General features: G+C 71.4%; 24 protein-coding genes. 7 read left to right on the top strand and 17 right to left on the bottom strand.

Features of this window, described 5'->3' with window-relative positions:
* Positions 1–61: 61 nt before the first annotated feature.
* The 4 genes from CP973_RS01845 to CP973_RS01860 all read right to left on the bottom strand — a co-directional run bounded on the left by CP973_RS01845 (position 62) and on the right by CP973_RS01860 (position 3,572).
* Positions 62–1,396 carry an LCP family protein gene (locus CP973_RS01845; protein ID WP_150242999.1) on the bottom strand — a complete coding sequence of 445 codons (1,335 nt, stop codon included), beginning with the start codon at positions 1,394–1,396 and terminating at the stop codon, positions 62–64.
* 250 nt (positions 1,397–1,646) lie between these two features.
* The gene (locus CP973_RS01850) at positions 1,647–1,901 is read right to left on the bottom strand and encodes a hypothetical protein (protein ID WP_244409240.1); all 255 of its coding nucleotides are present in this window, start codon (positions 1,899–1,901) and stop codon (positions 1,647–1,649) included.
* Positions 1,902–2,164: 263 nt separating this feature from the next.
* Positions 2,165–3,130: a M56 family metallopeptidase gene (locus CP973_RS01855; protein WP_150236997.1), complete on the bottom strand. Its 966-nt coding sequence runs from the start codon at positions 3,128–3,130 to the stop codon at positions 2,165–2,167.
* Positions 3,131–3,137: 7 nt separating this feature from the next.
* A complete protein-coding gene (locus tag CP973_RS01860) occupies positions 3,138–3,572 on the bottom strand; it encodes a BlaI/MecI/CopY family transcriptional regulator (RefSeq protein ID WP_150236999.1) in 435 nt (144 codons plus the stop codon).
* A gap of 171 nt (positions 3,573–3,743) precedes the next feature.
* On the opposite strand from CP973_RS01860, the gene CP973_RS01865 reads away from it, so the two are divergent.
* Entirely contained in the window at positions 3,744–4,319 is a 576-nt protein-coding gene (locus CP973_RS01865; protein ID WP_150237001.1) for a TerD family protein, read from the top strand.
* A 153-nt stretch (positions 4,320–4,472) separates the two neighbouring features.
* Here the strand turns inward: CP973_RS01865 and CP973_RS01870 are convergent, their stop codons facing one another.
* Complete coding sequence (locus tag CP973_RS01870) at positions 4,473–4,928, bottom strand: tellurite resistance TerB family protein (RefSeq protein ID WP_150237003.1); 456 nt, start codon at positions 4,926–4,928, stop codon at positions 4,473–4,475.
* Between the two features lie 322 nt (positions 4,929–5,250).
* Entirely contained in the window at positions 5,251–6,633 is a 1,383-nt protein-coding gene (locus CP973_RS01875; protein ID WP_150237005.1) for an alkaline phosphatase, read from the bottom strand.
* A gap of 427 nt (positions 6,634–7,060) precedes the next feature.
* Between CP973_RS01875 and CP973_RS01880 the strand changes: the two genes are divergently transcribed.
* Positions 7,061–7,567 (top strand): DUF6344 domain-containing protein, encoded by a 507-nt coding sequence (locus CP973_RS01880; RefSeq protein WP_208853119.1) that lies wholly within the window; start codon positions 7,061–7,063, stop codon positions 7,565–7,567.
* A gap of 39 nt (positions 7,568–7,606) precedes the next feature.
* Here the strand turns inward: CP973_RS01880 and CP973_RS01885 are convergent, their stop codons facing one another.
* The 6 genes from CP973_RS01885 to CP973_RS01910 all read right to left on the bottom strand — a co-directional run bounded on the left by CP973_RS01885 (position 7,607) and on the right by CP973_RS01910 (position 15,397).
* Complete coding sequence (locus tag CP973_RS01885) at positions 7,607–9,514, bottom strand: MFS transporter (protein WP_208853120.1); 1,908 nt, start codon at positions 9,512–9,514, stop codon at positions 7,607–7,609.
* Between the two features lie 302 nt (positions 9,515–9,816).
* Positions 9,817–10,419 carry a GNAT family N-acetyltransferase gene (locus CP973_RS01890; protein WP_150237008.1) on the bottom strand — a complete coding sequence of 201 codons (603 nt, stop codon included), beginning with the start codon at positions 10,417–10,419 and terminating at the stop codon, positions 9,817–9,819.
* A gap of 105 nt (positions 10,420–10,524) precedes the next feature.
* The gene (locus CP973_RS01895) at positions 10,525–11,829 is read right to left on the bottom strand and encodes a sensor histidine kinase (protein WP_150237010.1); all 1,305 of its coding nucleotides are present in this window, start codon (positions 11,827–11,829) and stop codon (positions 10,525–10,527) included.
* Between the two features lie 243 nt (positions 11,830–12,072).
* On the bottom strand, positions 12,073–12,726 hold the full coding sequence (locus tag CP973_RS01900) for a response regulator transcription factor (protein WP_150237012.1): 654 nt from the start codon (positions 12,724–12,726) through the stop codon (positions 12,073–12,075).
* A 254-nt stretch (positions 12,727–12,980) separates the two neighbouring features.
* Positions 12,981–14,048 (bottom strand): tetratricopeptide repeat protein, encoded by a 1,068-nt coding sequence (locus CP973_RS01905; protein WP_244409241.1) that lies wholly within the window; start codon positions 14,046–14,048, stop codon positions 12,981–12,983.
* Positions 14,045–15,397 carry an ATP-binding protein gene (locus CP973_RS01910; RefSeq protein ID WP_150237014.1) on the bottom strand — a complete coding sequence of 451 codons (1,353 nt, stop codon included), beginning with the start codon at positions 15,395–15,397 and terminating at the stop codon, positions 14,045–14,047. Before CP973_RS01910 ends, CP973_RS01905 begins: the two co-directional genes overlap by 4 nt.
* A gap of 285 nt (positions 15,398–15,682) precedes the next feature.
* On the opposite strand from CP973_RS01910, the gene CP973_RS01915 reads away from it, so the two are divergent.
* Positions 15,683–16,675, top strand: coding sequence for a D-alanyl-D-alanine carboxypeptidase family protein (locus CP973_RS01915; protein WP_150237016.1), 993 nt, complete (start codon positions 15,683–15,685; stop codon positions 16,673–16,675).
* 85 nt (positions 16,676–16,760) lie between these two features.
* On the opposite strand, the gene CP973_RS01920 is transcribed toward CP973_RS01915, so the two are convergent.
* Entirely contained in the window at positions 16,761–17,993 is a 1,233-nt protein-coding gene (locus tag CP973_RS01920) for an MFS transporter (RefSeq protein WP_150237018.1), read from the bottom strand.
* A gap of 75 nt (positions 17,994–18,068) precedes the next feature.
* On the opposite strand from CP973_RS01920, the gene CP973_RS01925 reads away from it, so the two are divergent.
* Positions 18,069–18,473, top strand: coding sequence for a MerR family transcriptional regulator (locus CP973_RS01925; protein ID WP_150237020.1), 405 nt, complete (start codon positions 18,069–18,071; stop codon positions 18,471–18,473).
* Positions 18,474–18,760: 287 nt separating this feature from the next.
* Here CP973_RS01925 and CP973_RS01930 read toward each other — a convergent pair whose 3' ends face one another.
* The 4 genes from CP973_RS01930 to CP973_RS01945 all read right to left on the bottom strand — a co-directional run bounded on the left by CP973_RS01930 (position 18,761) and on the right by CP973_RS01945 (position 21,648).
* Positions 18,761–19,393: a hypothetical protein gene (locus CP973_RS01930; protein WP_150237022.1), complete on the bottom strand. Its 633-nt coding sequence runs from the start codon at positions 19,391–19,393 to the stop codon at positions 18,761–18,763.
* A gap of 989 nt (positions 19,394–20,382) precedes the next feature.
* Positions 20,383–20,772 carry a hypothetical protein gene (locus CP973_RS01935; RefSeq protein WP_150237024.1) on the bottom strand — a complete coding sequence of 130 codons (390 nt, stop codon included), beginning with the start codon at positions 20,770–20,772 and terminating at the stop codon, positions 20,383–20,385.
* Positions 20,766–21,194: an ATP-binding protein gene (locus CP973_RS01940; RefSeq protein WP_150237026.1), complete on the bottom strand. Its 429-nt coding sequence runs from the start codon at positions 21,192–21,194 to the stop codon at positions 20,766–20,768. Before CP973_RS01940 ends, CP973_RS01935 begins: the two co-directional genes overlap by 7 nt.
* A 46-nt stretch (positions 21,195–21,240) precedes the next feature.
* The gene (locus CP973_RS01945) at positions 21,241–21,648 is read right to left on the bottom strand and encodes an NUDIX hydrolase (RefSeq protein ID WP_060730812.1); all 408 of its coding nucleotides are present in this window, start codon (positions 21,646–21,648) and stop codon (positions 21,241–21,243) included.
* A 110-nt stretch (positions 21,649–21,758) separates the two neighbouring features.
* On the opposite strand from CP973_RS01945, the gene CP973_RS01950 reads away from it, so the two are divergent.
* The 3 genes from CP973_RS01950 to CP973_RS01960 all read left to right on the top strand — a co-directional run bounded on the left by CP973_RS01950 (position 21,759) and on the right by CP973_RS01960 (position 24,433).
* Positions 21,759–22,544: a GntR family transcriptional regulator gene (locus CP973_RS01950; RefSeq protein ID WP_030184318.1), complete on the top strand. Its 786-nt coding sequence runs from the start codon at positions 21,759–21,761 to the stop codon at positions 22,542–22,544.
* Between the two features lie 156 nt (positions 22,545–22,700).
* Positions 22,701–23,057 (top strand): SCO3933 family regulatory protein, encoded by a 357-nt coding sequence (locus CP973_RS01955; RefSeq protein WP_030184321.1) that lies wholly within the window; start codon positions 22,701–22,703, stop codon positions 23,055–23,057.
* Complete coding sequence (locus CP973_RS01960; protein WP_150237028.1) at positions 23,057–24,433, top strand: FtsK/SpoIIIE domain-containing protein; 1,377 nt, start codon at positions 23,057–23,059, stop codon at positions 24,431–24,433. Before CP973_RS01955 ends, CP973_RS01960 begins: the two co-directional genes overlap by 1 nt.
* Positions 24,434–24,494 lie beyond the last annotated feature (61 nt).

A 24,494-nucleotide genomic window follows, 5' to 3' on the forward strand; every position in this document is an offset into this window, starting at 1 on the left:
TACGAGATGACCCGGGCTCAGCACGCCGTACTGAGCCCCTCTCGTACGAGGTGGCCCGGGCTCAGCCCGTCGTACTGAACCCCTCGCCGACCGTCAGCGTCACCACGTCCGACCCCGCGGCCGCCGTGTCCGCCGCCTTCTCCGCCTTCACGTTCCCCAGCCGGGCGGAGAGCACCTTCGCCTGCGCCTCCATCGACGCGGGGTAGGTGATGGCGGTCTCCTTGGCGCCGGGGGCCGCGTTGCCGGTGGAGACCACCGAGAAGCCCATCTTGCGCAGGTCCGCCGCCGCGCCGGCCGCGTAGCCGGGCGTGCCGGTGCCGTTGAGGACCCGTACCTTCACCGAGCGCGCCGTGACCAGTTTCTTGGACTCGGCGGCCAGCTTGTCCTTGTCGACCTCCTTGTCGTGCGCCAGGTCGCTGAAGAGGTCACCGGCCTGCGGGTACTGCCACACCACGTTGGCCTTGTCGGTGGGCACGTCCGCCTCGCGCGAGTAGTTCGGCACGGTCAGGAACGTGAGCCGGTTGCTGGGGATGTCCTTGACCGTGGAGGCCAGTTCGGACAGCGGCTTGACGCCCGCCAGGTCGTTGTCCGTGGTTATCGACTTGGTGGCCGAGTCGAGGAAGTCGTACAGCGCGCCGGGGCTGGTCAGCTTGGACTGCGCCTTCTCGCCGAGCGCCTTCATGAACTCCTGCTGGCGGCCGATGCGGCCGAGGTCGGAGCCGTCGCCGACGCTGTAGCGGGTACGGACGTAGCCGAGCGCCTTCTCGTCGCTGACCTCCTGGCAGCCCGCCTCCATGTCGAGGTGCGCCTTCTTGTCGTGGATCGCGGTCTTCGGACACACCTTTATGCCGCCCAGGGCGTTGACCATGCCCTTGAAGCCCTGGAAGTCGACCGAGACGAAGTGGTCGATGCGCAGTCCGGTGTTCTTCTCGACGGTCTTGATCGTGCAGGCCGCCGCGCTGGCCACGTCGCCGCTCTCGCCGCCGATGGTGAAGGCTTCGTTGATCTTGAAGTGGTGGGGCTTGGACTTGCGGCCGTTGCCGCTGTCGCAGGAGGGGATGGACACCCAGGAGTCGCGCGGGAAGGAGACCGCGGTGGCCCACTCGCGGTTGGCGGCGATGTGCAGCACCATCAGCGTGTCCGACTGCATGGTGTCCAGGTTCTTGCCGTACTTGGCGTTGGCGCCCGCGCGGCTGTCCGAGCCGACGACGAGGATGTTCTTCGAGCCGGGGCTGAGGTTGGCGGGGCGGTCGCCGCCGAGGCGGCTGCCGACGTCCGCGCCGTGGATGTTGCCGTCCAGCTTGAAGTAGATCCAGCCGCCGACGCCGGCCGTGATCAGCAGCAGGACGCCGAGGATGCCACCGGTCCAGGCGAGGATGCGGCCGCGCCGGGTCATCCGGGCCTTGCCGGGGCGGCGGCCGCGGCCGGAGCCGGAGCCCGCGGCGCGGCGCGAGCGGCCGGGGCCGGAGCCCGTCCGGTCGGCCCGTCGCGAACGGGGGCCGGGGACGCCGGGTCCGTCCGCGGCGGGGCCGGTGCGCCCGGTGCGGCCCGTGGGGCCGGGGGCGACGGAAGTGCCGTTCTGGCCGGAGGTCACGCCCCGCCGGGGCCGGTTCCTGTCTTGCACGCCTATTGGTCCTTCTGGTGCGTCAGATGCCCGCGCTCGGCAGGACGAGCATGCGGTCGGGGTCGTACGGAAACCACTGCGGGCAACTGCCGCTGCTGCCGCGCATCGTACGCAACCTGCACCACAGTTCGCCCGCCCCGTCCCGCCACCAGGCGCTGATCCGGCCCAATTCCCACCCGCCGTCGGGATGTTGCAGCTCCACCGGCTGGTAGACCCACCGCACCTCCGCTTCCGGGGGAGGCCCGCCCTGCTGCCGGGGGCCGCTCCTCGTCGTCATCTCCCCCTCCCGCCAGGCCGGTTGCGATCGTTCTGGCGCACTCTACAGCCAACTTTTACAGCGCTGTAGAAACACGGTCGTGTGGGGCGGATCACATCGTAAAGGAGGCGTCCGGGGCGGGCGGTTACGGGGTGGGGTGGCTCACGGACCCGGTCGGCGGACCCGGCCCTCTCTTCTTCTCACGGTGATCACCACCGCACGCTACGGAGTCGGCCGGCCCCGCACCCGAGCACAGGCCCCCCACGTCCCGCGCGGCCGCGTACTCAGAGCGGGGTGGCCGCCTTCAGGACGAGGAAGAGGGCCACCGCCGCGTTGAGCGAGGAGAGGGCGGAGGCGGCGGTGCCCGCGGCGGCCACCAGGGCGGCCAGGCCCGTCGGGGTGAGCGCGGGCGGCCAGCTGCGGGCCGTGGGGGCCGGGCCGAGGAGGGCCGCCACCCGGCGCGGCACGGGACCCGGCTCCGGGGCGGCGAAGCCCGCCAGCAGGGGGCTGGGGGCGGGCCGGGAGACCAGCGCGGCCTTGCCCACGGCCCGCGCGGTCAGCCGCCGGTCGCCGACGGTCCGCGCCGCCTCCTCGTCGGCCCAGCGCTCGGCGCTGAAGGCGACCGCCGCGCGCAGCGGCAGCAGGAGGGGGTTCGCGCAGCCGGCCAGCCGTACGGCCAGCTGGTAGCGGTGGTGGCGGTCCGCCAGGTGGGCGCGTTCGTGGGCGAGCAGCGCCCGGCGCTCGTCGCTGTCCAGGCTGTGCAGCATGCCGCGGGAGACCGCGATCCGGCCGGGGCGCGCGGGCCTGCCGGGGCGGGCGGGCAGGCCGGGCACGGCGTAGGCGTACGGGATGTCGTCGGGCAGCACCGCCAGTTCCGTACCGGGCGGCAGGCCGTCCAGCGCCCGGTGCGTACGGGAGCGGACGCGGTGGTGGCGGCGCAGTTCGAGGCCGCAGGCCGCGAGGACGGCGGCGAGCGCGGCGATCGCCGCCGTGCCCGCGACCTCCGCGACCGGCACCGCGGCCCGTACCTCCGGGTCGGACCAGCCGTCCGGCAGCGGGTTGCCCGGCAGCTGGGCGGTGCCCACCACCATCAGCAGCGCCAGGCACAGCGTGCTGCACACCCCGAGGACCACGGCCAGCGCGGTCAGCAGGCGGGTGGTGCCGCGCGGGTGCAGGTGCTGGCCGGCGAGGCGGGCGATCGGCAGGGCGGTCAGCGGCAGTACGAGCGGGAGGAAGACGAAGACGCCCATGGGTCAGTCAGGCTCCGGAACTCTCGCCCGCTTCGGGGCCGTCGCCGGTGGCGCGCTCCAGCAGGGTGCGCAGCAGCTGCTCGTCCTGGGCGGACAGGGCGGAGACGAAGCTGGCCAGCACGGCGTCCCGGTCCGACTCGCTGTCCAGTACGCGGCGCATCCGCAGCGCGGCGAGCCCCGCCTCGTCGGCGGCCGGGGTCCACACGTAGGACCGGCCGACGCGTTCGCGGGTGACGGCCTTCTTGGCGTGCAGGCGGGAGAGGATCGTCATCACCGTCGTGTACGCGAGGTCGCCGCCGAGGTGGTCCTGCACCCAGGCGGCGGTGACGGGCCCGGGGGAGCGGTGCAGCGCGGCCAGCACCTGCGCCTCCAGCTCGCCCTGGCCCCGGCGGCGCGCGCGGTCGCGCCCGCCCGGACGGCCGCCGAAGGGGTCCCCGTTCATGCCGTCGCCTCCCGTTCCGTGCCGGCCGCCCCGCGGCGGCGGGGCGTCGCCGCATCCTACTGAGCGGACCGGGAACGCGTCCCGCCCTTCGTTCGTCATCCTCTACAGCACTGTAGAGATTGTGGCCCGCCGCACAGGACGGCCACACACCCCGACCCGGGAGGAACATCCATGGGAGTCTCGCTGGCCAAGGGCGGCAACGTCTCGCTGTCGAAGGAGGCGCCCGGCCTGACCGCCGTGACGGTGGGCCTCGGCTGGGACGTGCGGACCACCACCGGAACCGACTACGACCTGGACGCGAGCGCCCTGCTGTGCAACGAGTCGGGCAAGGTCGTCTCGGACCGGCACTTCGTCTTCTACAACAACCTCACCAGCCCGGACGGCTCGGTGCAGCACACCGGCGACAACCTCACCGGTGAGGGCGAGGGCGACGACGAGTCGATCAACGTGAACCTGGCGGGCGTGCCCGCCGAGGTCGCCAAGATCGTCTTCCCGGTCTCCATCCACGACGCGCAGAACCGCGGCCAGAGCTTCGGCCAGGTCCGCAACGCGTTCATCCGCGTCGTCAACCAGGCCGACGGCACCGAGCTGGCCCGCTACGACCTCACCGAGGACGCCTCGACCGAGACCGCCATGGTCTTCGGCGAGCTGTACCGGCACGGCGCGGAGTGGAAGTTCCGCGCGGTGGGCCAGGGCTACGCGTCCGGCCTGGCCGGCATCGCGGCGGACTTCGGCGTCAACGTCTGACCGTTGCCGTTGCCGTTGCCGTTGCCGTAGCGCGGCTCGTACGGCCGTGACCGGTACGACGGCGGGCCCGCGGCGTGTGTGCCGCGGGCCCGCCGTCGTGGGCCGGAGCCGGGTGGCCCGCACCGCGTGCCGGGCCGGGCCGCCCGTACGGCCTCAGAGGTCGAACTCGGCCGGCGGAATGTCCAGCGCGTAGCAGACCTCGCGCACCACGGCCTGCTCGGTCTTGTCGAAGTCGCCGTCGGCGCCCCCGATGACGATGCCGATCTGGATGACGGCGCGCGCCTCGACCGGCTTCTTCTTCACCTTGCCGACCTCCTGCATGAGGCCGACCTTGCCGAAGTCGAAGTCGGCGGACAGCTTGTCCAGGTAGTCGTCGAAGCGGCGGCGCAGGTCGTCCGCGGAGAAGTTCTGCAGCACCTCGTTGGTGGCGATGAGCTGGGCCACCCGCTGCCGCTCGGAGGGGTCGACGTGGCCGTCGGCGGCGGCGACGAGCGCGCACATCGCCATGCTCGCGTCCCGGAAGGCGCCGCTCTTCAGTTCGTTCTTCTTGGCGACGAGCTGGTTCTGCATCGTCTGGGCGGAATCCTTGATCCGGTCCCACAGAGCCATGTGGATCTCCTTGTCGTTCCCGCGGGGTGCCGCGCATCGCTCGCCGTCGAGTAATGCGCAAGCAAAATCTACAGCCTTGTAGATTTCCGCGGGACACCGGATGCCGGACACCGGGCGCCGGGGCCGGGCGCCGGGATCGGGCGCCGGGGTCGGAGGCCGGGGCCGGGCGCCGGGACCGGGCGCCGGGACACCGGGCCGCCACGGCGGGCGCACACGTACGGAGGGCCGGGGCGTCCGCCCCGGCCCTCCGTGTCCCCCGCTCCCCCGTTCCCCCGAAAGCCCCCCTCGGGTTCAGGTGGTGGTCAGGCTCGCCCCCGCCCCCTCACCGCAGCCGCAGCGCCGTCCGCAGGGTGGTGAACAGCTGCGTCTGGTCGGTGACGCCGAGCACGCGGTACGCCTGCGGGCCCTGCGCGGCGATCCGTACCTGCGTACCGGTGTGCTCCTGCGACTTGCCCGGCGTGTTGGTCGAGTAGTTGACCTTCAGCTTGCCGCCCTCGTCGGTGACGAGGGTCGAGGAGAGGCCGGGCGGGTTGGCGTCCAGCGGCACGATCTGGCTGGAGTGGCCATGGTCGGCGGTGGTGACGACGAGCGTGTCGGGGTGCTTGGCGGCGTAGTCCCGGGCCACCTTCACCGCGCGGTCGAACGCCGCGGTCTCGCCGATCTGCCCGCAGGGGTCGGCCGCGTGGTCCTGCTTGTCGATCGAGGCGCCCTCGACCTGGAGGAAGAAGCCCTTGTCCCGGCCGTGGCCGCGCTGCGACTTCTGCTTCTTCTCCAGCAGCTGGATGGCCTTGGCGGCCTGCTCGTCCAGGGCGGGCGTGCCCTTGGGCCGCTGCGGGTTGCCGGTGGTGCAGCGCTGCGGGTCGGTGCCGCCGACGGCGGCGGGCTTGCCGGTCCACTCCACGGGCACGTTGCCCGGCGCGAACAGCCCGAGCACCGGCTTGCCGCCCGCGACGCTCTTGACCCGCTGGAGGCCGTCCCGGTCCGTGACGACCTGGTAGCCCAGCTTGCGCGCCTGCTCGGCCACCGTCAGGCCCTTGTACGGACCCTCGGTGATCTTCTGGTCGAAGCGCTGCTTGCCGCCGCCGAGGAGCACGTCCACCTTGTGGTTCACGCTCTGCTCGGCGATCGAGCCGGGGCCGCCCTTGCTGATCTTGTCGGTGGGGCACTTGGCCATGTCGGCCGGGCCCTGGCAGCTGCGGTCGGTGGCGTGCGAGGCGAGCACGGCCGGGGTGGCGTCGGTCAGCTCGGCGGTGGTGACGGAGCCGGTGGCGTAACCGTTCTTCTGCGCCAGCTCCAGGATCGTCGGCAGCGCCTTGTCGGTGTCCGGCGTCTTGGAGATGCGGCCGTTGACGGTCTTGTGCCCGGTGGCCCAGCCGCTGCCGCTGGCCGCGGAGTCCGTGACGTAGTCCGGCTTCCCGTTCTTGTCCACGGCGTAGGTCGTGTAGGCGCCGGTCAGCGGGAACTTGTCCATGTTCAGCCGCCCGGCGGCCCCCACGGTGTAGTCCCGGGCCAGGGTGATCTCGCTGTCCCCCATCCCGTCGCCGATCAGCAGGATGACGTTCTTCGCCGACCCGCCCCGGATCGCCCGCTCCGCCTGGTGCTCGGACCCGAAGGCGGCGGCCCCAGCGGGCACGGCCGCCGCGGCGGCGAGCGCCACGGCGGCACCGGTGATGACGCTGCGACGGGACAGGCGCAGTCTTCGCATGAGTACTCCTCTTCGCACGCCGGCCGTGTGCCGACGCGCTGAAGCCCACCAGCCCCCGGTGAACCCCGGGTGACGGGCATGCGGCGCCTTGGCCGCCCAGGGGTCAACGGGGGTGGTCGGTGGAGTGGGGCGGCGGCTCGGTGGGGCGGCTCGGTGGGGTGGCGGGAGGGCGTCGCGGAACGGTGGCGCGGATCGGCGTCGCCATCGGGAAGTCCGGCCCCGTTCCGCCGACCGTGTGGTGTTCATCCGAAGAACGGCGAATCGCGGGCGCGGGTCCTCGTGTTCCCGGGGCGTCTACACATCATGAGGAAAGTACGCAAATCGGTCATCGGGACAAGCGTCCGTGCGGCGCTGGAACACCGCCTCCCCGCGGTGCCGTCCGAGGGCCGGGGAATGACCGCAGGACCGAGCAGAGAAGAGAGGGATCATGGCCGCCACCAAGGTCACGAGACTCTGGGCCGCTTTCGTCACCGTCATCGTCAAGTTGCTCGCCGCGCTGGGCTTCCGTACGCCCGCCGCTGTCACCGCCACTGCCGCCACCGGCGGCACCGGTGCCGTTCCGGCTCCGGCCCCCGCCCGGACCGCCGTTGCCGGTGCCGGGGACGGATGGGCCGAGCCGCCGGCCGACGGTGATACGGATGGTCCGGCGGATGCGCCGGGTGGGGTGGACCCCCGGTACGACGTACCGGCGTTCGCGCTGCCGCGTATGCGGTACGGGCGGATTCTGCCGCCGACGATGAAACAGCGCATCCGGGCCGAGGCGCACGGTGCGGCTCCCAGTTCCCGCAGTGTGCCGGTCCAGTTGTCCGACGCCCCGTACACGGGGCCGGTGGGCGCGCCGCCGGCCCGTCCGGTCAGCGCGCCGCCCGTCCGCGCGGTCACTGTGCCGCACGCCCGCCGGCCCGAGCGCGAGCGGCTGCTCTGCCCGGCCTGAGGGCGGCTCGGCGGGTCCGCGCCCACGTGGTGCTCACGCCTATGGCCTGGTCGCGGCCTCCTGGGTGAGGTCGAAGTCGAGGCGGCGTTCCCGGTCGCCGGGGGCGAGCGTGATCCGGTCGGCGTGCGGCGGGTAGCCGGCGGCCGTCAGGGTGTAGGTGCCGGCCGTGAGACCGGTGACGGTGAAGGAGCCGTCCGGGCCGGTCACGGTGCGGGCGGCGGGTGAGCCGTCCGGTTCCTGGAGAGTGACGACGGCGTCCGGCAGCGGGCGTCCGTGCGGGTCCCGTACGGTGCCGCGGAGAGCGGCCGGCGGGGAAGTCGGCGTGGTGGCGTCGACGGTGCCCGTATCGGACGCGAGGACCTCGGGGGTGTGGTCCCCGGGAGACTGTGCGTGGGTGTCCGCGTGCTGAGCGACCCGTTCGAACGCCCCGGTCTCCGCCTCGCTGCGGGCCAGCAGCCGCGGTGTGCCCGGCTTGGGCCGGGACGGGAGGAACGCCGCCAGGACGAGGCCGATGGCGACGGCGCCGGTCGCGATGGCGAACGAGACGCGGAAGCCGGCCATGGTCGGGACCGTCACCGCGCCCGCGGGCGCGGACAGATGGGCCAGCACCATGCCGATGACCGCGCTCGACACCGAGGTGCCGATCGAGCGCATCAGGGTGTTCAGGCCGTTGGCGGCGCTGGTCTCGGACGGGTCGACGGCGCCGACGATCAGGGCGGGCAGCGAGGAGTAGGCCAGTCCGATGCCCGCGCCGACCACGATCGAGACGATCACGGTCTGCCAGGCGGCGCTCATCAGGCCCATGCCCGCGCCGTATCCGACGGCGATGACGAGCATGCCGAGCATGAGGGTGGTCTTGGGGCCCCGGCGGGCCGAGATCCGCGCGTACACGGGGGCGGTGAGCATCATCGTCAGGCCGAGCGGGGCCACGCACAGGCCCGCGACGACCATGCTCTGGCCCAGCCCGTAGCCGGTTGACCTCGGGAGCTGGAGGAGCTGCGGCAGGACGAGGGAGATCGCGTAGAAGGCGACGCCGACCATGATGGACGCGAGGTTGGTGAGCAGCACCTCGCGGCGCGCGGTGGTGCGCAGGTCCACCAGCGGGGCGGCGACGCGCAGTTCGTAGACGCCCCACAGGAGCAGCAGGGCGACCGCGCCGCCGAACAGGCCGAGGGTGGTGGGCGAACCCCAGCCCCAGTCGCTGCCCTTGGTGATCGGCAGCAGCAGGCAGACCAGCCCGCCGGTCAGCCCGACGGCGCCGAGCACGTCGAAGCGGCCGGTGGCCCGTACGGACGACTCGGGGACGCAGACGACGCTGAGCAGCATGGCCAGCACGCCCAGGCCCGCGGCGCCGAAGAACAGCGCGTGCCAGTCGGTCTGCTGGGCGACCAGGGAGGCGGCGGGCAGCGCGAGGCCGCCGCCGACGCCTATGGAGGAGCTCATCAGCGCCATGGCGGAGCCGAGGCGTTCGCGCGGCAGCTGGTCGCGCATGATGCCGATGCCGAGCGGGATGGCGCCCATGGCGAAGCCCTGGAGCGCCCTGCCTACCAGCATCGTGGTCATGTCAACCGTGAAGCCGCAGATCAGCGAGCCGACGACCATGAAGGCGAGGCTGGCCAGCAGCATCCGCCGCTTGCCGTAGAGGTCGCCGAGGCGGCCCATGATGGGGGTGGCCACGGCGCCGGTGAGCAGGGTGGCCGTCATGACCCAGGTGGCGTTGCTGGGGGCGGTGGCCAGCAGGGTCGGCAGGTCCTTGATGACGGGGACCAGCATCGTCTGCATGACGGCGACGACGATGCCGGCGAAGGCGAGGACGGGGACGACGGCGCCGGGCCCGCTCCGCCGGTCCCCTTGCGGCGGGTCGAGGGGTGGCACGGTGGGCGCGGGCAGGGAATGCGCGGCGGTGGGCGCCGGTTCCCCGGCGCGCTGGTCCGTCGTCTGTGGCATACGTACGGCCTCCGGTCGGTGCAAATGGATGCCCCTTGAACGCTTTTGGCGGCGTGGACATTCCAACGGGCTCCGTAGCGGCGGAATTCGGCCCGGTGGGCGTGGCGTTCCTATCGGTTATGACGTCTACCGTCCGGCCATGAAGGGGCGGTTGGCGCCGGGTTGCGGCCTGACGGGAAGCGGAAGGGCCGTACGTGCCCGCCCGCGAAGCCCATCCCCGGAACGGCCGGATCCGTACGGCGGCCGGGCCGTGCGTGCGCGGCAGCGGCGGCCCGGCCGGCCGCGTCGGTGGGGCCGCCGGGTCAGGCGCCCGGCTTGCGGGTCATGGCCCAGGTGCGCGGGCCGCCGCCGGGCAGTACGTAGTCGGCCGTCACCGCGAAGCCCAGGCGCTCGTAGAAGCGCACGTTGCGCTCGTCGGAGGTCTCCAGGAAGGCGGGCACGCCCGCCGCGTCGGCGGCCTCCAGACCGGGCCGGATCACCGCGCCGCCCAGGCCCCGGCCCTGCCGGTCCGGGTCCACGCCGACCGACCCGAGGAACCAGACGGGTCCGGTGGGCCGGTGCGGGCCCATCGTGGCCTCGGCCTGCGCGGAGACCTCGGCCCGGTCCCCGGCGAGCTCCGCGAACAGCGGGCCCAGTTCGGCGAATACCGCGCCCGCGTCGGCGGTTTCGGGCGTGGTCCACACGGCCACCGCGTCACCGTCGTCGGCCACCCAGACCCGGCCGTGCTCCAGCCCTATACGGGTGACGAACAGCTCGTTGAAGCGGTGCAGCCGGCCGAGGTGATCGTCGGCGGCGATGGTGTGGCGGGTGAAGGCGTAGTCGGCGAAGGCGCGTTGGAGGGTGCGCAGGGCACGGGGAAGGTCGTCGCGGGTGGCGGGGCGGACTACGGGGGTGTGCATGGTCATGGAGGACACCGGTTCAGGTCGGTTCGGACGGATGTCTTTCGGATGTCTTTCGGATGTCCAGGTCGGCGTCGGACCTGGCCCCCGGCCTGGGGGAAGCGGAGGGATTCAGGGCGTGACCGTCAGCGCGCAGGGGATCTGGAGGCTGACGGTGGTGGGGCCGCCGACCGGGCTGCTGATGCCGAGGGTTCCGTCGAAGGCGGCCAGCCGCCGCTGCACCCCCTGGAGGCCGCTGCCGGACTCCGGGCCCGCGCCGCCGTGGCCGTCGTCGGTCACGCTCACCGCCAGCGCGTTGGCCCGGTACTGGATGTCGATGAGGACGCGGCGCGCACCGGAGTGCTTGGTCGCGTTGGCCAGCAGCTCGCACACCGCGAAGTAGGCGGCGGACTCCACGGCCGGCTCAGGGCGGTCCGGAACGCCGGCGGTGACCTGCACCTGGAGGCGGCTCTCCAGCGCGAGCGAGCGGACGGCGTCCACCAGGCCGCGGTCGGCGAGCACCGGCGGGTGGATGCCGCGTACCAGGTCGCGCAGTTCCTCCAGGGCGCGCATGGAGGCGTCGCGGGTCTCGGCGAGCAGGGTGCGGACGGCTTCGGGGTTCTCGTCCAGGAGTGATTCGGCGGCGCTCAGCTTCATGCCCATGGCGAGCAGCCGGGCCTGCGCGCCGTCGTGCAGGTCGCGCTCGATGCGGCGGATCTCGGCGGCGGAGGAGTCGACGACATCGGTACGGGTGCGGGCCAGGTGCTCCACGCGCCGCCCCATCCGGGCCTTGGCGGTGGGCGCCAGCAGGGAGCGGGTGATCCGGGCGTGCAGGCGCAGCACGTACGGGGCGACCAGCAGGCCGACCGGGATCTCCAGCAGGCCGAGGCCGCCGGCGATCCAGGCGGACTCCTGACCGCGTACCGGCACGAACAAGTACCAGGTGCCGTCCCAGGACTGGACGACCGGCTCCCAGATGAAGGGGAGCAGCATGCCGAACAGGCCGTGGACGAGCGAGGCGAACGGGAGGATCGCGAGCAGGCCGGTGACCGTGACGGCGCACTGGGCCCACAGCATGTCGCGCCAGGTCGCGCTGTCGGTGAAGACCGCCACGCACTTGCGCCAGGCGCCCTTCCAGCCGCCCTCGGCGCGCGGCGCGGGGCCGTACGGCTCGGCGATCCGTACGCCGGTGTTCCCGGTCAGCCGCCGCTGGGTGTTGGCCGACCAACGTAGCGCCGTGACCAGGCCCGGGACGAGGAAGAGGCCGAAGCCGAGGAGCGTCAGCGACGTCCCGACGATCGCGAACCACGCGAGGAGGACGGCCGCCAGTCCGAGGAAGAACATGGTCAGCCCGCGGCCCATGGCCAGCCATCCGGCGGTCAACCAGTTGCGTCCCTGGCGCGCCGGCTGGTCGTCGGTGCGTGAACCATCGGTCATCTCGTTCGTCTCCGTGTCCGTGTCCGTGTCCGTGTCCGTGCTCGGTGCAGGGCGGTCCCCGGCGTCGCGCGTATCCATGATCCGGCGCGCGGCCGCGGTGGTCAGTGGTGTTAGGCCTACTTCTGGGCCCGGGCCACGGGCGTGCCGCGCCCGCGGGATCCGGGGGCGGACCGTACGCCTTCAGGAGCCGGGGCGCAGTCCGCACGCTCGCAGGAGCCGGGGCGCGGCCCCTGCGTCCGGAGGTCAGGCCGTGGCGACGTTCAAGTACGTCAGAACGGCCTGCACGCGCCGGTTGTCGTCCCTGGACGGCAGCAGCTGGAGCTTGCTGAAGATGCTGTTGATGTGCTTCCCGATGGCCTTGTCGGTGACGAACAGCGACTCGGCGATGCCGGCGTTCGACCTGCCCTCCGCCATCAGGCCCAGCACCTCCAGCTCGCGCTGGGTCAGGCTGTCCAGGGGCTCCTGACGCGCCCTGTTGTGCAGCAGCTTCTCGATGACCTTGGGGTCCATGGCCGTGCCGCCGTCCGCGACGCGGCGCACCGCCTCGATGAACTGGCCGCTGTTGAGCACCCGGTCCTTGAGGAGGTAGCCGACCGATCCGGCGCCGTCGGCGAGCAGTTCGCGGGCGTAGAGCTGTTCCACGTACTGGGAGAGGACGAGGACGGGCAGACCGGGGACCCGGCGGCGCGCCTCCAGCGCGACCTGAATGCCCTCGTCGGTGAAGGTGGGAGGTAACCGCACATCCACGATGGCCACGTCGGGGCGCTCGTCGACGAGCGCGCGCAGCAGCTCCGGCGCGTTGTCCACGGACGCGACGATGGTGCAGCCATGGGCTTCCAGAAGGCGTTCCATGCCTTCCCTCAGGAGGAAGAGGTCCTCTCCGAGGACGACGCGCATCATGGCCTCCCCGCGGCAGCCGCTCCGTGACGCCGCCCGCCGCACACAGCGCCCCTTGGATCGGACTGTACCTCTCCCCCTGCCGGGCCGGTGGCGGCTGATCGACGGCCCCGGCCGCCGGGCGGCGGGCCCGAGCGGTGATCGCTGCGGACGTCGATCCCGGGTCACCGGTGGAGTTTCCCGGGGCGGCGAGGCCGGCGCCGACGGCGACAAGCGGACCTTCGGCGAGGAGTGAAAAACCGCCGCGTCCGGCGCTACTTGCGCATCTTCCGGTCGAAAAGCACCGTCGCCAGCGTCGGCACGATGCCCGCCCAGAACAGCACCTGCGGGACCGTACGGTCCGCCCACGGCACCTGCGAGAGCAGCAGCGCGCACAGCATCGACCAGACCGCCTGGGCCAGCACGATGCGGGACCAGCGGCCCCGGCGGATCAGCGACCGTACGTTCAACTGCGCCCCCGTACGCAGGCGTCGGTACCGCAGCAGCGCCCCGAAGCCCCAGATCGCCGCCATCGGCACCAGCATCCAGAGCCGCTGGCCGAGCGACACCGGCAGGTCCCGGGGCACCTTCCCGTCCTGGGGGAAGAGGTCGAGCATGGCGCCCGCCCCGGCCACGCACGCCAGCGCCAGCCAGCGGGTGCCGCGCAGCAGCCGGTACGTCGCGCCGTCCAGGGCGCTGCGCAGCCAGGGCGAGTCGGGGACGGTGCCGAGCGCGTCGGCATACAGGTCCGCCGCCTGCGCGGCCTTCACGCCCGGCGCGTTGGCGGCGCTGTCCGTCTGCAACACCACGGCCAGCGGGTTCGTCGGGTCCAGCCGGCGCAGCGTGACGAGCGTCTGCCGCGCGCACTCCTGGTCGTTCGCGATGAGTGCGGCCTTGTAGAGCGACTCGTACGCTCTCGGCTCCTCGGGGGCGAGCCGTACCGCCTCCAGGCCCAGGCGCAGCCCCTCCTGCCGGTCGCCGTCGGACAGCCACGGCTGGATCTCGGCGAGCGTCCCGTAGGCGGTCCAGCGGAGCGGATCGACGCGTATCGCCTCCCGCAGCACGGCGCCCGTCTCCTCCATACGGCTCGCCTGCCGCAGGGCCCGCGCCCGCATGTGGAGGGCGGCGTAGTCCTGCGGCGCCAGCTCCAGCGCCTGCCCGGTCACCTCCACGGCCCGGTCGGTCTCCTTGCCGGCCAGGTGACAGCGCGCGAGCTCCAGCAGCGCCCACAGATCCTGCGGGTCCTCCTGGAGCCGGGCGGCGAGTACGGTCTTGGCCTCGTCGTACCGGCCGAGGTCGACGAGCACCTCGGCACGGGCCACCATCGGATGCTGTTCCGTCACAGCTTCCGCCGCTTCTTCAGGTACGCGAGCAGGTCGTCGTACGTACCGCCCTCGTTGGCGAACATCGCCACGTTCCGCGCGGACGAGAACCACGCCTCGGTCGAGGGCATCACCGCCTTCGCCGCGCCCAGCAGGTCCTTCATGCCGATCATGCGGACCGTGCCGGTACGGGCCGAGTCCAGCAGCGCGGTCTCGGCGGCGCTCTCGCAGACATGGGCCAGATCGGCGCCGGAGAGACCCTCGGTGGCCTTGGCCAGCTTGCCCAGGTCGACGTTCTCGATGGGCCGGTCCTTCAGGTGGTAGCGCAGGATCGCCTCGCGCGCGGGCGCGTCCGGGGGCAGCACGAGCAGGGTGCGGTCCAGGCGGCCGGGCCGGCGCAGGGCAAGGTCCACGTCCCAGGGCAGGTTGGTGGCCGCCAGCACGAAGACGCCCTCGTTGGCCTGCGCGTCGATACCGTCCAGCTCGGTCAGCAGCTGATTGACCGTGTTGCGCATGCCGCTGTGCTGCGTACGGCTGCGCTTGCCGCCGAGCGCGTCCAGCTCGTCGAGGAAGACCACGCACGGCGCCTGGCGGCGGGCCGTCGCGAAGATCTCGTGCATGTTGCGCTCGGAGTTGCCGATCCACATGTCGAGCACGTCGTTGACCGACACGGACAGGAAGGCGGCGCCCAGCTCCCCGGCCACCGCACGGGCGATGAAGGTCTTGCCGCAGCCCGGCGGCCCGTACAGCAGCAGCCCGCCGCGCAGGCTCTTGCCGTACAGCTTGCGCAGCTCGGGATTGCGCATCGGCGCGAGGAAGGCGGCCTCCAGCCGGTCCTTGACGTCCTGCATCCCGCCGACATCCGCCAGCCGCACGGTACCCGGCGCGTCCACCTCCCAGGCGTCCGCGCCACCGGGGTCGTCGTTTCCGTCCGCACGCAGCGGGCTCTCCACGAAGCGCGGCGGTACGACGTCGCGCACCTGACCCTCGGCAGCCTGCCAGTCGAAGCCGGTGGCGGGGGATTGCCGGCCCGGGGTGGGTGATTGTCGAGCCGGAGAGGGCGCCTGCTGAGCGGGGGCGGGACCTTGCTGGGCTGGGGCGGGCGTTTGCTGGGCTGGGGCGGACGTTTGCTGGGCTGGGGCGGACGTTTGCAGGGCTGGGGCGGGCGTCCCCATGGCCCGGCCCATCAGCTCCCGGGCCTTCTCGTCCCCGGGGGCATGCTGCAACGCGATGGCGACCTCGGTGATGGCCGCGTCACGCTGCCCCGCCTCCAGCAGCAGCTCCGCCAGGTGCAACCGCAGCGGCACATCCTCCGGCGCCGCCGCGACGGCCCCGCGCAAACTCCGAACCAGCGCCGATTCCTCTGACATGTGCATCACCCTATGCATGGCCTGGGCAGGGCCGTCCGGCGGGCGGCCGGGTGCCGCCTGGGGTGCTCTGGCGCCTTTTGAGATGCCTGGAGCCTCTTGAGATACCTGGCGCTTCTTGGAATTCCCGGCACTTCCTGGGATGCCTCGCACTTTCTGGGGCGCCCTGGCGGAAAGCCTTCCGCAAACGATCACCGATGCAGTTCCATGTACTGGGCATCTTCTGCCCGCGCACCCACGCAAGGGCCCGGTACGGCACCACCCCTCACAGATACGGAGCGTCACAACGTGACTGCCAAAGTCCTGACTTACCGCGCGGCGGCCCTCGCCGGCGGCACTCTGCTGGCCTTCTCTCCACTGACCGCCCAGGCGGCCCAGGCAGCCCCGGCGGCCCAGGCCCCACACGCCGCGTCGACCGCCCGGATCCCCGCCCGGATCCCCGTCCAGATCCCCGCCCGGACCGTACCGGCCGTCGCCGCCAAGGGCGCCGTCCTCGTGGACGGCACGAACGGCACCACCCTCTTCGGCAAGGAAGCCGACACCGCCCGCCCCATAGCCAGCACCGCCAAGATCATGGCCGCGTCCGTGGTCCTGGAGACCGAGGGCGTCGATCTGGAGCGACAGGTCCCCGTCAAGCAGGCCTACCGCGACTACGTCACCCGGCACGGCTCCAGCACCGCCGACCTCCAGACCGGCGACAAGCTCACCGTCCGCCAGCTGCTCTACGCGACCCTCCTGCCCTCCGGCGCCGACGCCGCCTACGCCCTCGCCGACACCTTCGGCACCGGCGCCACCGAAGCCGAACGCACCGCGTCCTTCATCTCCCGGCTGAACGCCAAGGCCGCCGAACTCCACCTCACCCACACCAGGTTCGACTCCTTCGACGGCGGCGGCACCGACACCAGCACCCCGGCCGAACTCGCGAAGCTGGCCCGGCACGCCATGAAGAGCGACACGTTCCGCACGATCGTCAAGTCCAAGCAGTACAAGGGCGAGGCCCCCGCCGCCAACGGCCGCACCCGCTACTACACCTGGAACAACACCAACCAGCTGCTCGGCTCGTACAACGGCGTCATCGGCATCAAGACCGGCACCACCACCCCGGCCGGCGACTGCCTCGTCTTCGCCGCCACCCGCGACGGCAAGACCCTCGTCGGGACCGTCCTCAACAGCAAGGACCGCTACGCCGACGCCGCCAAGCTCCTGGACCACGGCTTCGGCGCGAACACCGCGAAAACCCTGAAACTCCGCACCCTCCCCGCGAACACCCAGCGGGACTGACGCCACGGCCGAGGGGTGTGGTGAGCGCGGTCACCACACCCCTCGGGCAGCACCGCCGGTACGGACAGGGCCCGGCCACGGTGCCTCAACCGGCGCTACGACGGGCGGGAAAGCCGTGCGCACGGGCTGCGAGGACCACGACCAGCACCGGAGCCAGAAGAATCGGCACGCTCCAGGGAAGTGACGCGGTGCCGAGCCTGTCCAGCAGGAGGCCGCCGACCACGCCCCCGCCCGCCATGGCCACGTTCCACAGGGTGACCAGCATGGCCTGTGCGGCGTCGGCCCGTTCGCCCCCGGCGTCACCCGCCGCCGTCTGCAACAGGGTCGGCGCACCGCCCCAGCCGAGACCCCACAGCACCACCGCCACGTACACCAGCGCGGGGGTGCCGGCGAGCAGGGCCAGTACGACGCCGGCGACCCCGACCAGCAGCGTGCCGGCCGTCATGAGCACCCGCAGCCAGCGGCTGATCAGCGCACCGACGACCCAGATGCTCACCACCGAGGCCCCTCCGAAGACCAGCAACACCACGTCGGCCTGACCGCCCATCCCCAGGTGGTCGAGGAAGGTGGTGACGTAGGTGTAGAGGACGGTGTGGGCGAGGACGAAGACGAGGGTGACCACCAGAACCGGAGCGACCCCGGGCACCTTGAGCGTTCCGGTCATCGAGGGCCCGCCGCCCGCTCCCGCGCGCTGCCCGGGATAGTCGGGAACGGCGGCCAGGATCCAGCCCAGCAGCACGACGGTCAGCCCGGTCATGACGAGGAAGGCCGCCTGCCAGCCGACGACCTTGCCGACGAACGTCCCGGCGGGCACGCCGAGCGACAGCGCGACGGGAATGCCGGCCATGGCCACCGCGATGGCCTTGCCCTGGAGATGCGGCGGGGCCATCCGCCGCGCGTAGCCGGCGAGCAGCGCCCAGGCCAGCCCGGCGGCGACGCCCGCGGCGAAACGGGCCACCATGGTCAGCGGGTAGTAAGGGGAGAGCGCGGTCACCGTGTTGGCGACGGCGAAGCCGAGCACCGTGGTCAGCAGCAGCTTCCGGCGGCGTAGACGGGCGGTGGCGGCGGACAGCGGTATCGCCGTGAGGACGGTGCCGAGGGCGTACACGGTCACCGTCTGACCGGCGGCCGACTCGCCGACGCCCAGGTCACCGCTCATCGCGGGCAGCAGCCCGGCCGGCAGCGTCTCGGTCAGGCTGGTGATGAATACGGCGGTCGCCAGCGCGAGCAGCGCCGCCAGCGGAAGCTTCCGTCGCGCTGACGCCTCGGCGCCGCGGTCGGCCGACAGGCCCGCCCTGTTCAGATCCGTGAGTGACATGGCAGCATGCTGAAACCCTCACACACATGTGAAGGTCAAGTAGGCTCCCGCTGACGGGCTTTCGGAGGGACGGCCATGCGCATCGGAGAACTGGCGGAACGCACCGGTACGTCGCGGCGCATGCTCCGTTACTACGAGGAGCAGGGACTGATCGCGTCCCAGCGGTGCGCCAACGGCTACCGCGACTACGACGAGCTCTGCGTGGACCGCGTCCAGCAGGTGCGCGGGCTGCTGGACGCCGGGCTGCCGACCCAGACGATCCGGCGGATCCTGCCCTGCCTCGGCCCGCCCGGCCGGATCGACATCCCGAACCCGACCCCGGAGACGCTCGCCCTGCTGGAGCGCGAGTGCGAACGCATGACCCGCCGAATCGACCACCTGACCCGAAACCGCGACGCCATGCGGGCATACGTGGCCCGGGTCCGCGCCGATACGCCACCGGCCAACGAACAAGGCCCAGGTCTGCGACCTGGGCCTTAACTCTGGAGCGGGTGACGGGAATCGAACCCGCGCTCTGAGCTTGGGAATCATGGGTGATCTAGTGTCCATCCGGTCGCTGACCTGCGATGATGATCCTGAACGGGGGCCAGTCTGAACCGTCGCTGAACTCGTCATTCACCGCTGTTCCCCGCCGCGCCGGGCACGCATCGGGCACGCGCTATACCCGGTGCCCCAGCTTCGCTTCCCGCATTGGTCGGCCACAGTCCTGCTGACCGCGAGAGCACCACAACAAGGAGAAGGCCAGCAGGCCAAGCAGCCCAGGCACCTCACTGTCCTTCCCGGAACCTGTCGATCACCGACGCGGCTCGCGCTCGCGCTTGATCCTGTTCAGGCTCCTTACCGTCTGCCCGGACCGCGTTCAAAGCGAGCAACCGGAAGGTCCTCATTGCTTGCTTTGCCGCGTTGATGGCTACAAGCATCTGTTCTTGCGGACTTGGTTCGTCGGGTGAGGCAATGCCTTCATCGCCGAGGAGCCAGTGGCCTCCGGCCAGGACAGCTCTGGCGATTTCCGCAGTGAGCTCTGCTGCCATGTATGCGACGTCCTCGGGCCCTGCCATAAGGACCTGCGTGTACGTCAGGTCGCCGACCCGATCGAAAGAGGCCAGAGCAGCCATCGCTTCTTCTCGCCGGGGAGGCTCGTGAGACAGAGCGGCGGCCGCCTTGCTCAACTGCTCCAACTGTTCTGATGCCTCAGCGACGAACTCGCCGTAAGCCTGCCGTCGAGGTTCTCGTAGCTGCGAGACATGATCGGCACGTATCTGCCTGTCCAGGTTCCTCTCTTGCGATGCGAGCTGAAGCTTGGTTTGAGAACGGGCAAAGAACCCGGTCACTGCTGCCGCCGCAGCAGTGCCACCAGCTCCAACCACCGCACCGAGAATGGCCGCAACTCCTGCATCCATGACACGATTTTGGACCCTGCACCGTGGGGCATGGGCCATGTGTCATGACGACGAGGTGCTGAGCGGAGCGCCCACGACGGGCTAAGCCACATCGCGGCAGCAGCTGCTCCCCGCTAGCCACAGATGAGGTTTCCGGTCCGCTCACGCTGTCGCATCCGTGACGGTGGCGGTACGGCGCCCAGCTCCCGCCGGCTGTTGTGTCCGGAGTGCTCGGCGCCCCCCAACCCCACCCCTTCCGTAGCCTGCCTGCCTCGACAGGACTACTGCCTATGGGGCGGTCGGCAGCGCGCCCGTCACGTAAACCGCTCACCGCTTCCGCCTCCACCTTCATCACCCCTCATCTGCACCCTCCCCGCCCCCGGGCTCCCCGCTGGGTCTGCCCTCTTGGGCCGGGGGCTCTGGTGCTGCTGCTCGACTCGTCCTGGTGGCGAGCGCCTGCGGCCTGGTCATGCGGTCGGGTATCGCGGTTGGTGGCGTGGGCCGGTGGGGTGTTTGCTCGTTCCGGCGCTGCTTTTGGGCGGGGCAAAGCGTGTACGAAGCACCCCGTGGCAACTTCAGGTGGCGCGGGGCCGGGGGCCGGGCGGAGCGGGCCGGAGGCAGGAGCGGCGCCCGAGCCCCCGAGCTCCGCGCCGGCCCGCGTTGCGGGCCGGTGGGGTGTGCTTCGTAGCGGCGGCTGCCAAAGCCGTTGACCCGCGCGCCGGATGCCGAAGGCAAGAGCACCCGCAAGGCCAACGCCGTCCTCCGCAGAGCCCGCCCCGGCGACGGCCGGGCCGCTGGGTACTTGGCCGACGGGAGCGAACCCGTCTGCGCGCTCTCACCAGCTGCTCACGGACTTCAATCGGGGCTTGGCGTCCGTACGCGCTCGGCGTCAGGGCAGCCCCGGCCGGGAACGGCAGCCCTCCTGGGGAACTCCCGGAGTGTTCCCCCTCCCACCCCCACCCCCTCCCCGCCCGCAGGGCGGGGCTTGAACCAGTAGAGAAAGTTGTAACTCAGGCTGGCGGGAGGGGCTTGAAGTCCTCTGTGCAGGCGGGGAGTACGGTGCCCTGCCGGTGGGCGAGAGGAAGGAAGGTCACCGGGCGGATCGTCCAGGTGATGCGGGTGGTGGCCTGGGTGACGGTCACCGTGTAGGGCTGTCGGCGGAGCAGGGCTGCCCTGGCCTTCAGTCGTCCTTCGCAGAGCCAGGTCCAGGCTTCGTGGGAGGCGTCCGCGGAGAGGGCCGGTGTGATGGTGCGCAGGGCGACGGCCACCCACCTGTCGGCCTGGTGCGCCGAGTAGGCGTCGAAGGATGCGTGCAGGGCCGGCCTCTCGGCCGGGTTCGCGAGGTCTTGGGTCCAGCATTCGCACCAGTAGCCGCGGCGGGGCTTGTCGGTCTTCAGCATGGGTGGGCTCCTGGTCGGTTGCTCGTGAAGAGTTCTGCGGTGACGGTGTGGGCGCCCTGACTGCTGTGGACCACCACTCGGTGGGCGATCGCGTTGACCATGCCGAGCCCGCGGCCGTGCTCGGCCTCCTCGTCCTGGTCCTCGACCTTCGGGATCGTGCCTGCGCCGCCGTCGTCGGTGACCGACAGGGCGATGACCTGCGGGGTGACTGAGAGGGACAGGTGGAAGCTGCCGGAGTTCCGCCCGCTGGCGGTGTGGAGGATCGCGTTCGAGCTCAGCTCGCTCACGATCAGCTCGGCGTCCTCGGCCAGCGGGGAATCGCGCAGTATGTCGCGGGTCCATCGGCGGGCCCGGCTCACCTCTTCCGGGGAACCTGGGCAACTGAGCCCCCAGACCTGGACTCTACTCGTATACTCGTGCATACAAGTTCCTTCGTGCTGGTAGGCCGCCATGTGCAGCGGGTTCGGGCTAGACGAGTTTCACGCCGTCGTGGGCGCGGACGGCCGGCGGGGTAGTGGCGTCGAGCGCGTCCAGGACGCGGATCGCGTAAGCCTCGTCGGCAAGTTCGGTGACTTCTTCGCGGGTGGCCCACCGCAGCGCGCGGGTTTCGTCCCCGGTGGTGGGGGTGCCGTCGGCGGCCCGACAGCGGAAGACCAGAGAAACGATCAAGCCCGTCATGTTCTTGTAGACGCCGGTCAAGGTTGCCGGAAGCTCGATCTTGATGCCGGTTTCTTCGAGCACTTCGCGCTGAAGGGCTTCCGGGATGGTTTCCTCGCGTTCGAGGACTCCGCCCGGCGGTTCCCAGTGACCGTTGTCGCGCCGCTTGATCAGGAGAGCCCGGCCCTGGTCGTCAACGATGACTCCGGCGACGCTCACGGAGTGCGGACGGTCGGTGCTCACGTTCCTCGGCCCCTTCGGATGGCTAGGCTCTCCACCGTAGCAATAGCACTCGCCCACTCGTCTAGATACCTAAAGGAGTAGTCCACGTGACGTCTCTTCCGAGCGTTCTTGGCGCTCTCGACCCCACGAGTGATCGTGCGGTCTTTCGACAGATCGCCGATCAACTGCGAGAGGCCATTGATCGCGGGCGCTTCAAAGAGGGGGAAAAGCTGCCCTCGGAAGCTGAACTTGTCGAGCACTACGGGGTATCCCGTATGACGGTGCGGAACTCCTTCTCGGTCCTTCAGGGGGAGGGCCTGGTCCATGCCGAGCACGGCAAGGGCGTCTTCGTCCGGCCGCGCCCGCCCGTCCGGCGCCTCGCCTCCGATCGGTTCGCCCGGCGCCACCGCGAGCAGGGGAAGTCCGCGTTCATCGTGGAGGCCGATGCCGTCGGGAGCCATCCGAAGGTGGATGGTCTGGAGGTCAAGGAGGAGAAAGCCAGTCAGGACATCTCTGCCCGGCTCGGCTCCGTGCGGCGCGTGCTTGCCCGGCGGCGCCGCTATCTGCTTGACGGCCGGCCGGTTGAGTTCGCCACCTCCTACCTGCCGCTCGACATCGCCCGCGGTACCCAAATCGCCGAGCCCAACCCCGGCCCCGGCGGCATCTACGCCCGGCTTGAGGAACTGGGCCACCACCTCGACCACTTCGAGGAGGAGATCCGCGCCCGGATGCCCTCACCTGCCGAGGTCAAGACGCTGCAACTGGCGTCCGGTGTCCCCGTGATTCACCTGATTCGCACGGCTTACGACACAGAGAAGCGGGCCGTGGAGGTCTGCGACACGGTGATGGCGGCGGACGCGTACGTCCTCTCCTACCAGCTCCCGGCCACCTGACCGACGGTGCGCGAGGCCACTTCTTCGGACTCGTACACCCCGGCACGCATACTCGTATAGACGAGTGGGCAAGTTGTGTGGCAAGGTGGTCCCCGTTCCCGGAAGAGCCGGGCGCGAAGACTGCAACTTGTCTAGACGAGTAGATGGGAAGAAGCCTTGCGCACCATCCGTGTGGAGACCTCGGCCGCGACGATCCTGCTGACCGAGGCACCCGAGCCCAAGGTCCGCGACCGCAAGACGGGCGAGATCGCCAAGGACGCCAACAACGGCGAAGCGCTGATGACGATCGGCGTCGTCTACATCGAGGAAGGGGAGTCGTCCCTGATCAAGGTCACCGTGCCGGAGGGCGGTGTCTCCGAGGGCCTGACGCTCGGCGCTCCGGTCTCGCTGCCCGGCCTGGTTGCCCGGCCGTGGGAGTCGGTGTTCAACGGCCAGCAGCGGCACGGCATCGCCTACCGGGCCGCCGCCGTCACTCCGGCCGCCTTCCCGGCCGCCATGGGGGACGCGGCCTGATGACCGACCTGGTAACGCTTCTGGAGGTAGGTGGTCCCGTCGCCGCACTCGGCGGTGGGGCCGCCTACGCCCGGACACGGCACCCGGGCATCTACTGGTCCACGGTCGGCCTACCGGTCTCAACCGCCCGGCTGCTCGGCTCGTACAACTCGGTCATGGAAGCCTGCGGCCTGACCGTGGCCCCCTCCCGGCTGCGGGTCCTGGCGGTCAAAGCCACTACCCGCCGCGAGGTCCGGCCCGTACCGCCGCGTCGCGGCATCATCCGGCCGACCACGACGGGGTTACGGCTTCGGCTCCGGCTCGCCCCTGGGCAGGAACCCGCCGATGTCGCGACCTCGGCCGAACGGCTGCGCCATGCCTGGGGCGTGCACGCCGTGTACGTGACACCCGTCAAGCCTGGCGTGATCGACCTGCGGCTGGTCGGCTTCGACGTGCTGCGGAAGGTCCGCATGCCGCGCAAGCTCCCGGCTGGGCTGCTGAAGGTCCCGGTGGCGCTGCGGGAGGACGCCACGGCCTTCGTACGGGACTACCGCACCGTGCCGCACGGGCTCACCCTCGGCGCGACGTTGTCAGGCAAGTCCATGTACCTGCGCCACCTCATCGCCGGGCTGGCCCGGCAGCCTGTCGCCCTGGTCGGCATCGACTGCAAGCGGGGCGTGGAGCTGGCGCCGTTCGCGGCCCGCCTCTCGGCGCTGGCCACCGATCCTGAGCAGGCTGCGGCCCTGCTGCCGGTGCTCATCGAGGAGATGGAGGACCGGTACGACCTGATCAAGGCCCGGCAGGGCATCGCCCCGGACACACCGGATGAGGAGATCACCTCGGACATCTGGGGCCTGCCTGAGCATGAACGCCCGGTACCTGTCGTGCTCTTCGTGGACGAGGTGGCGGAACTCTTCCTCGTCGCCACGAAGAAAGACGAACAGCGTCGGGACGAGATGGTCACCCAGCTCATCCGTCTTGCCCAGCTCGGCCGGGCCGCCGGCATCTACCTGGAAATCTGCGGCCAGCGCTTCGGTGCCGAACTGGGCAAGGGGGCGACCATGCTGCGCGCCCAGTTGACCGGCCGCGTCTGCCACCGCGTGAACGATGAAGCCTCCGCGAAGATGGCGTTGGGTGACATCGCGCCCGAAGCGGTCGCCGCCGCCTGTGCCATCGCCCCCGAACAGCCTGGACTCGCCGTGATCGGCGACGCATCCGGCGGCTGGTCCCGCGTCCGTACGCCGTACCTGTCCCTCGCTGAGGCGGCTGAGACCTGCCACACCTCGGCTCACCTGGCCCCCGACCTACCCGCGCTCCAGCCGTTCCGGCCAGCTGTGCCAGTACGGCCGGGCAAGTCCCTGGCCCCGGTCGTACGGCCGCAACCGACGACCGGCTGAGCCTCCACCTCCCGGCTGGCGTGACCGTCTCGCGCCGTGTCCCTACCCCCGCCATGCCTGA

The organism is Streptomyces albofaciens JCM 4342, from assembly GCF_008634025.1.
GTDB lineage: Bacteria > Actinomycetota > Actinomycetes > Streptomycetales > Streptomycetaceae > Streptomyces > Streptomyces albofaciens.

Excerpts from the sequence above, each read along its gene's own strand:
- CP973_RS01960 (WP_150237028.1), top strand. The coding sequence starts at position 23,057 with ATGACCGACCTGGTAACGCTTCTGGAGGTAGGTGGTCCCGTCGCCGCA.
- CP973_RS01875 (WP_150237005.1), bottom strand. The coding sequence starts at position 6,633 with ATGCGAAGACTGCGCCTGTCCCGTCGCAGCGTCATCACCGGTGCCGCC.
- CP973_RS01890 (WP_150237008.1), bottom strand. The coding sequence starts at position 10,419 with ATGACCATGCACACCCCCGTAGTCCGCCCCGCCACCCGCGACGACCTT.
- CP973_RS01930 (WP_150237022.1), bottom strand. The coding sequence starts at position 19,393 with ATGGATGCAGGAGTTGCGGCCATTCTCGGTGCGGTGGTTGGAGCTGGT.
- CP973_RS01940 (WP_150237026.1), bottom strand. The coding sequence starts at position 21,194 with ATGCACGAGTATACGAGTAGAGTCCAGGTCTGGGGGCTCAGTTGCCCA.
- CP973_RS01855 (WP_150236997.1), bottom strand. The coding sequence starts at position 3,130 with ATGGGCGTCTTCGTCTTCCTCCCGCTCGTACTGCCGCTGACCGCCCTG.
- CP973_RS01860 (WP_150236999.1), bottom strand. The coding sequence starts at position 3,572 with ATGAACGGGGACCCCTTCGGCGGCCGTCCGGGCGGGCGCGACCGCGCG.
- CP973_RS01870 (WP_150237003.1), bottom strand. The coding sequence starts at position 4,928 with ATGGCTCTGTGGGACCGGATCAAGGATTCCGCCCAGACGATGCAGAAC.
- CP973_RS01910 (WP_150237014.1), bottom strand. The coding sequence starts at position 15,397 with ATGTCAGAGGAATCGGCGCTGGTTCGGAGTTTGCGCGGGGCCGTCGCG.
- CP973_RS01925 (WP_150237020.1), top strand. The coding sequence starts at position 18,069 with ATGCGCATCGGAGAACTGGCGGAACGCACCGGTACGTCGCGGCGCATG.
- CP973_RS01895 (WP_150237010.1), bottom strand. The coding sequence starts at position 11,829 with ATGACCGATGGTTCACGCACCGACGACCAGCCGGCGCGCCAGGGACGC.
- CP973_RS01880 (WP_208853119.1), top strand. The coding sequence starts at position 7,061 with ATGGCCGCCACCAAGGTCACGAGACTCTGGGCCGCTTTCGTCACCGTC.
- CP973_RS01850 (WP_244409240.1), bottom strand. The coding sequence starts at position 1,901 with ATGACGACGAGGAGCGGCCCCCGGCAGCAGGGCGGGCCTCCCCCGGAA.
- CP973_RS01885 (WP_208853120.1), bottom strand. The coding sequence starts at position 9,514 with ATGCCACAGACGACGGACCAGCGCGCCGGGGAACCGGCGCCCACCGCC.
- CP973_RS01935 (WP_150237024.1), bottom strand. The coding sequence starts at position 20,772 with ATGCTGAAGACCGACAAGCCCCGCCGCGGCTACTGGTGCGAATGCTGG.
- CP973_RS01900 (WP_150237012.1), bottom strand. The coding sequence starts at position 12,726 with ATGCGCGTCGTCCTCGGAGAGGACCTCTTCCTCCTGAGGGAAGGCATG.
- CP973_RS01920 (WP_150237018.1), bottom strand. The coding sequence starts at position 17,993 with ATGTCACTCACGGATCTGAACAGGGCGGGCCTGTCGGCCGACCGCGGC.
- CP973_RS01865 (WP_150237001.1), top strand. The coding sequence starts at position 3,744 with ATGGGAGTCTCGCTGGCCAAGGGCGGCAACGTCTCGCTGTCGAAGGAG.
- CP973_RS01845 (WP_150242999.1), bottom strand. The coding sequence starts at position 1,396 with ATGACCCGGCGCGGCCGCATCCTCGCCTGGACCGGTGGCATCCTCGGC.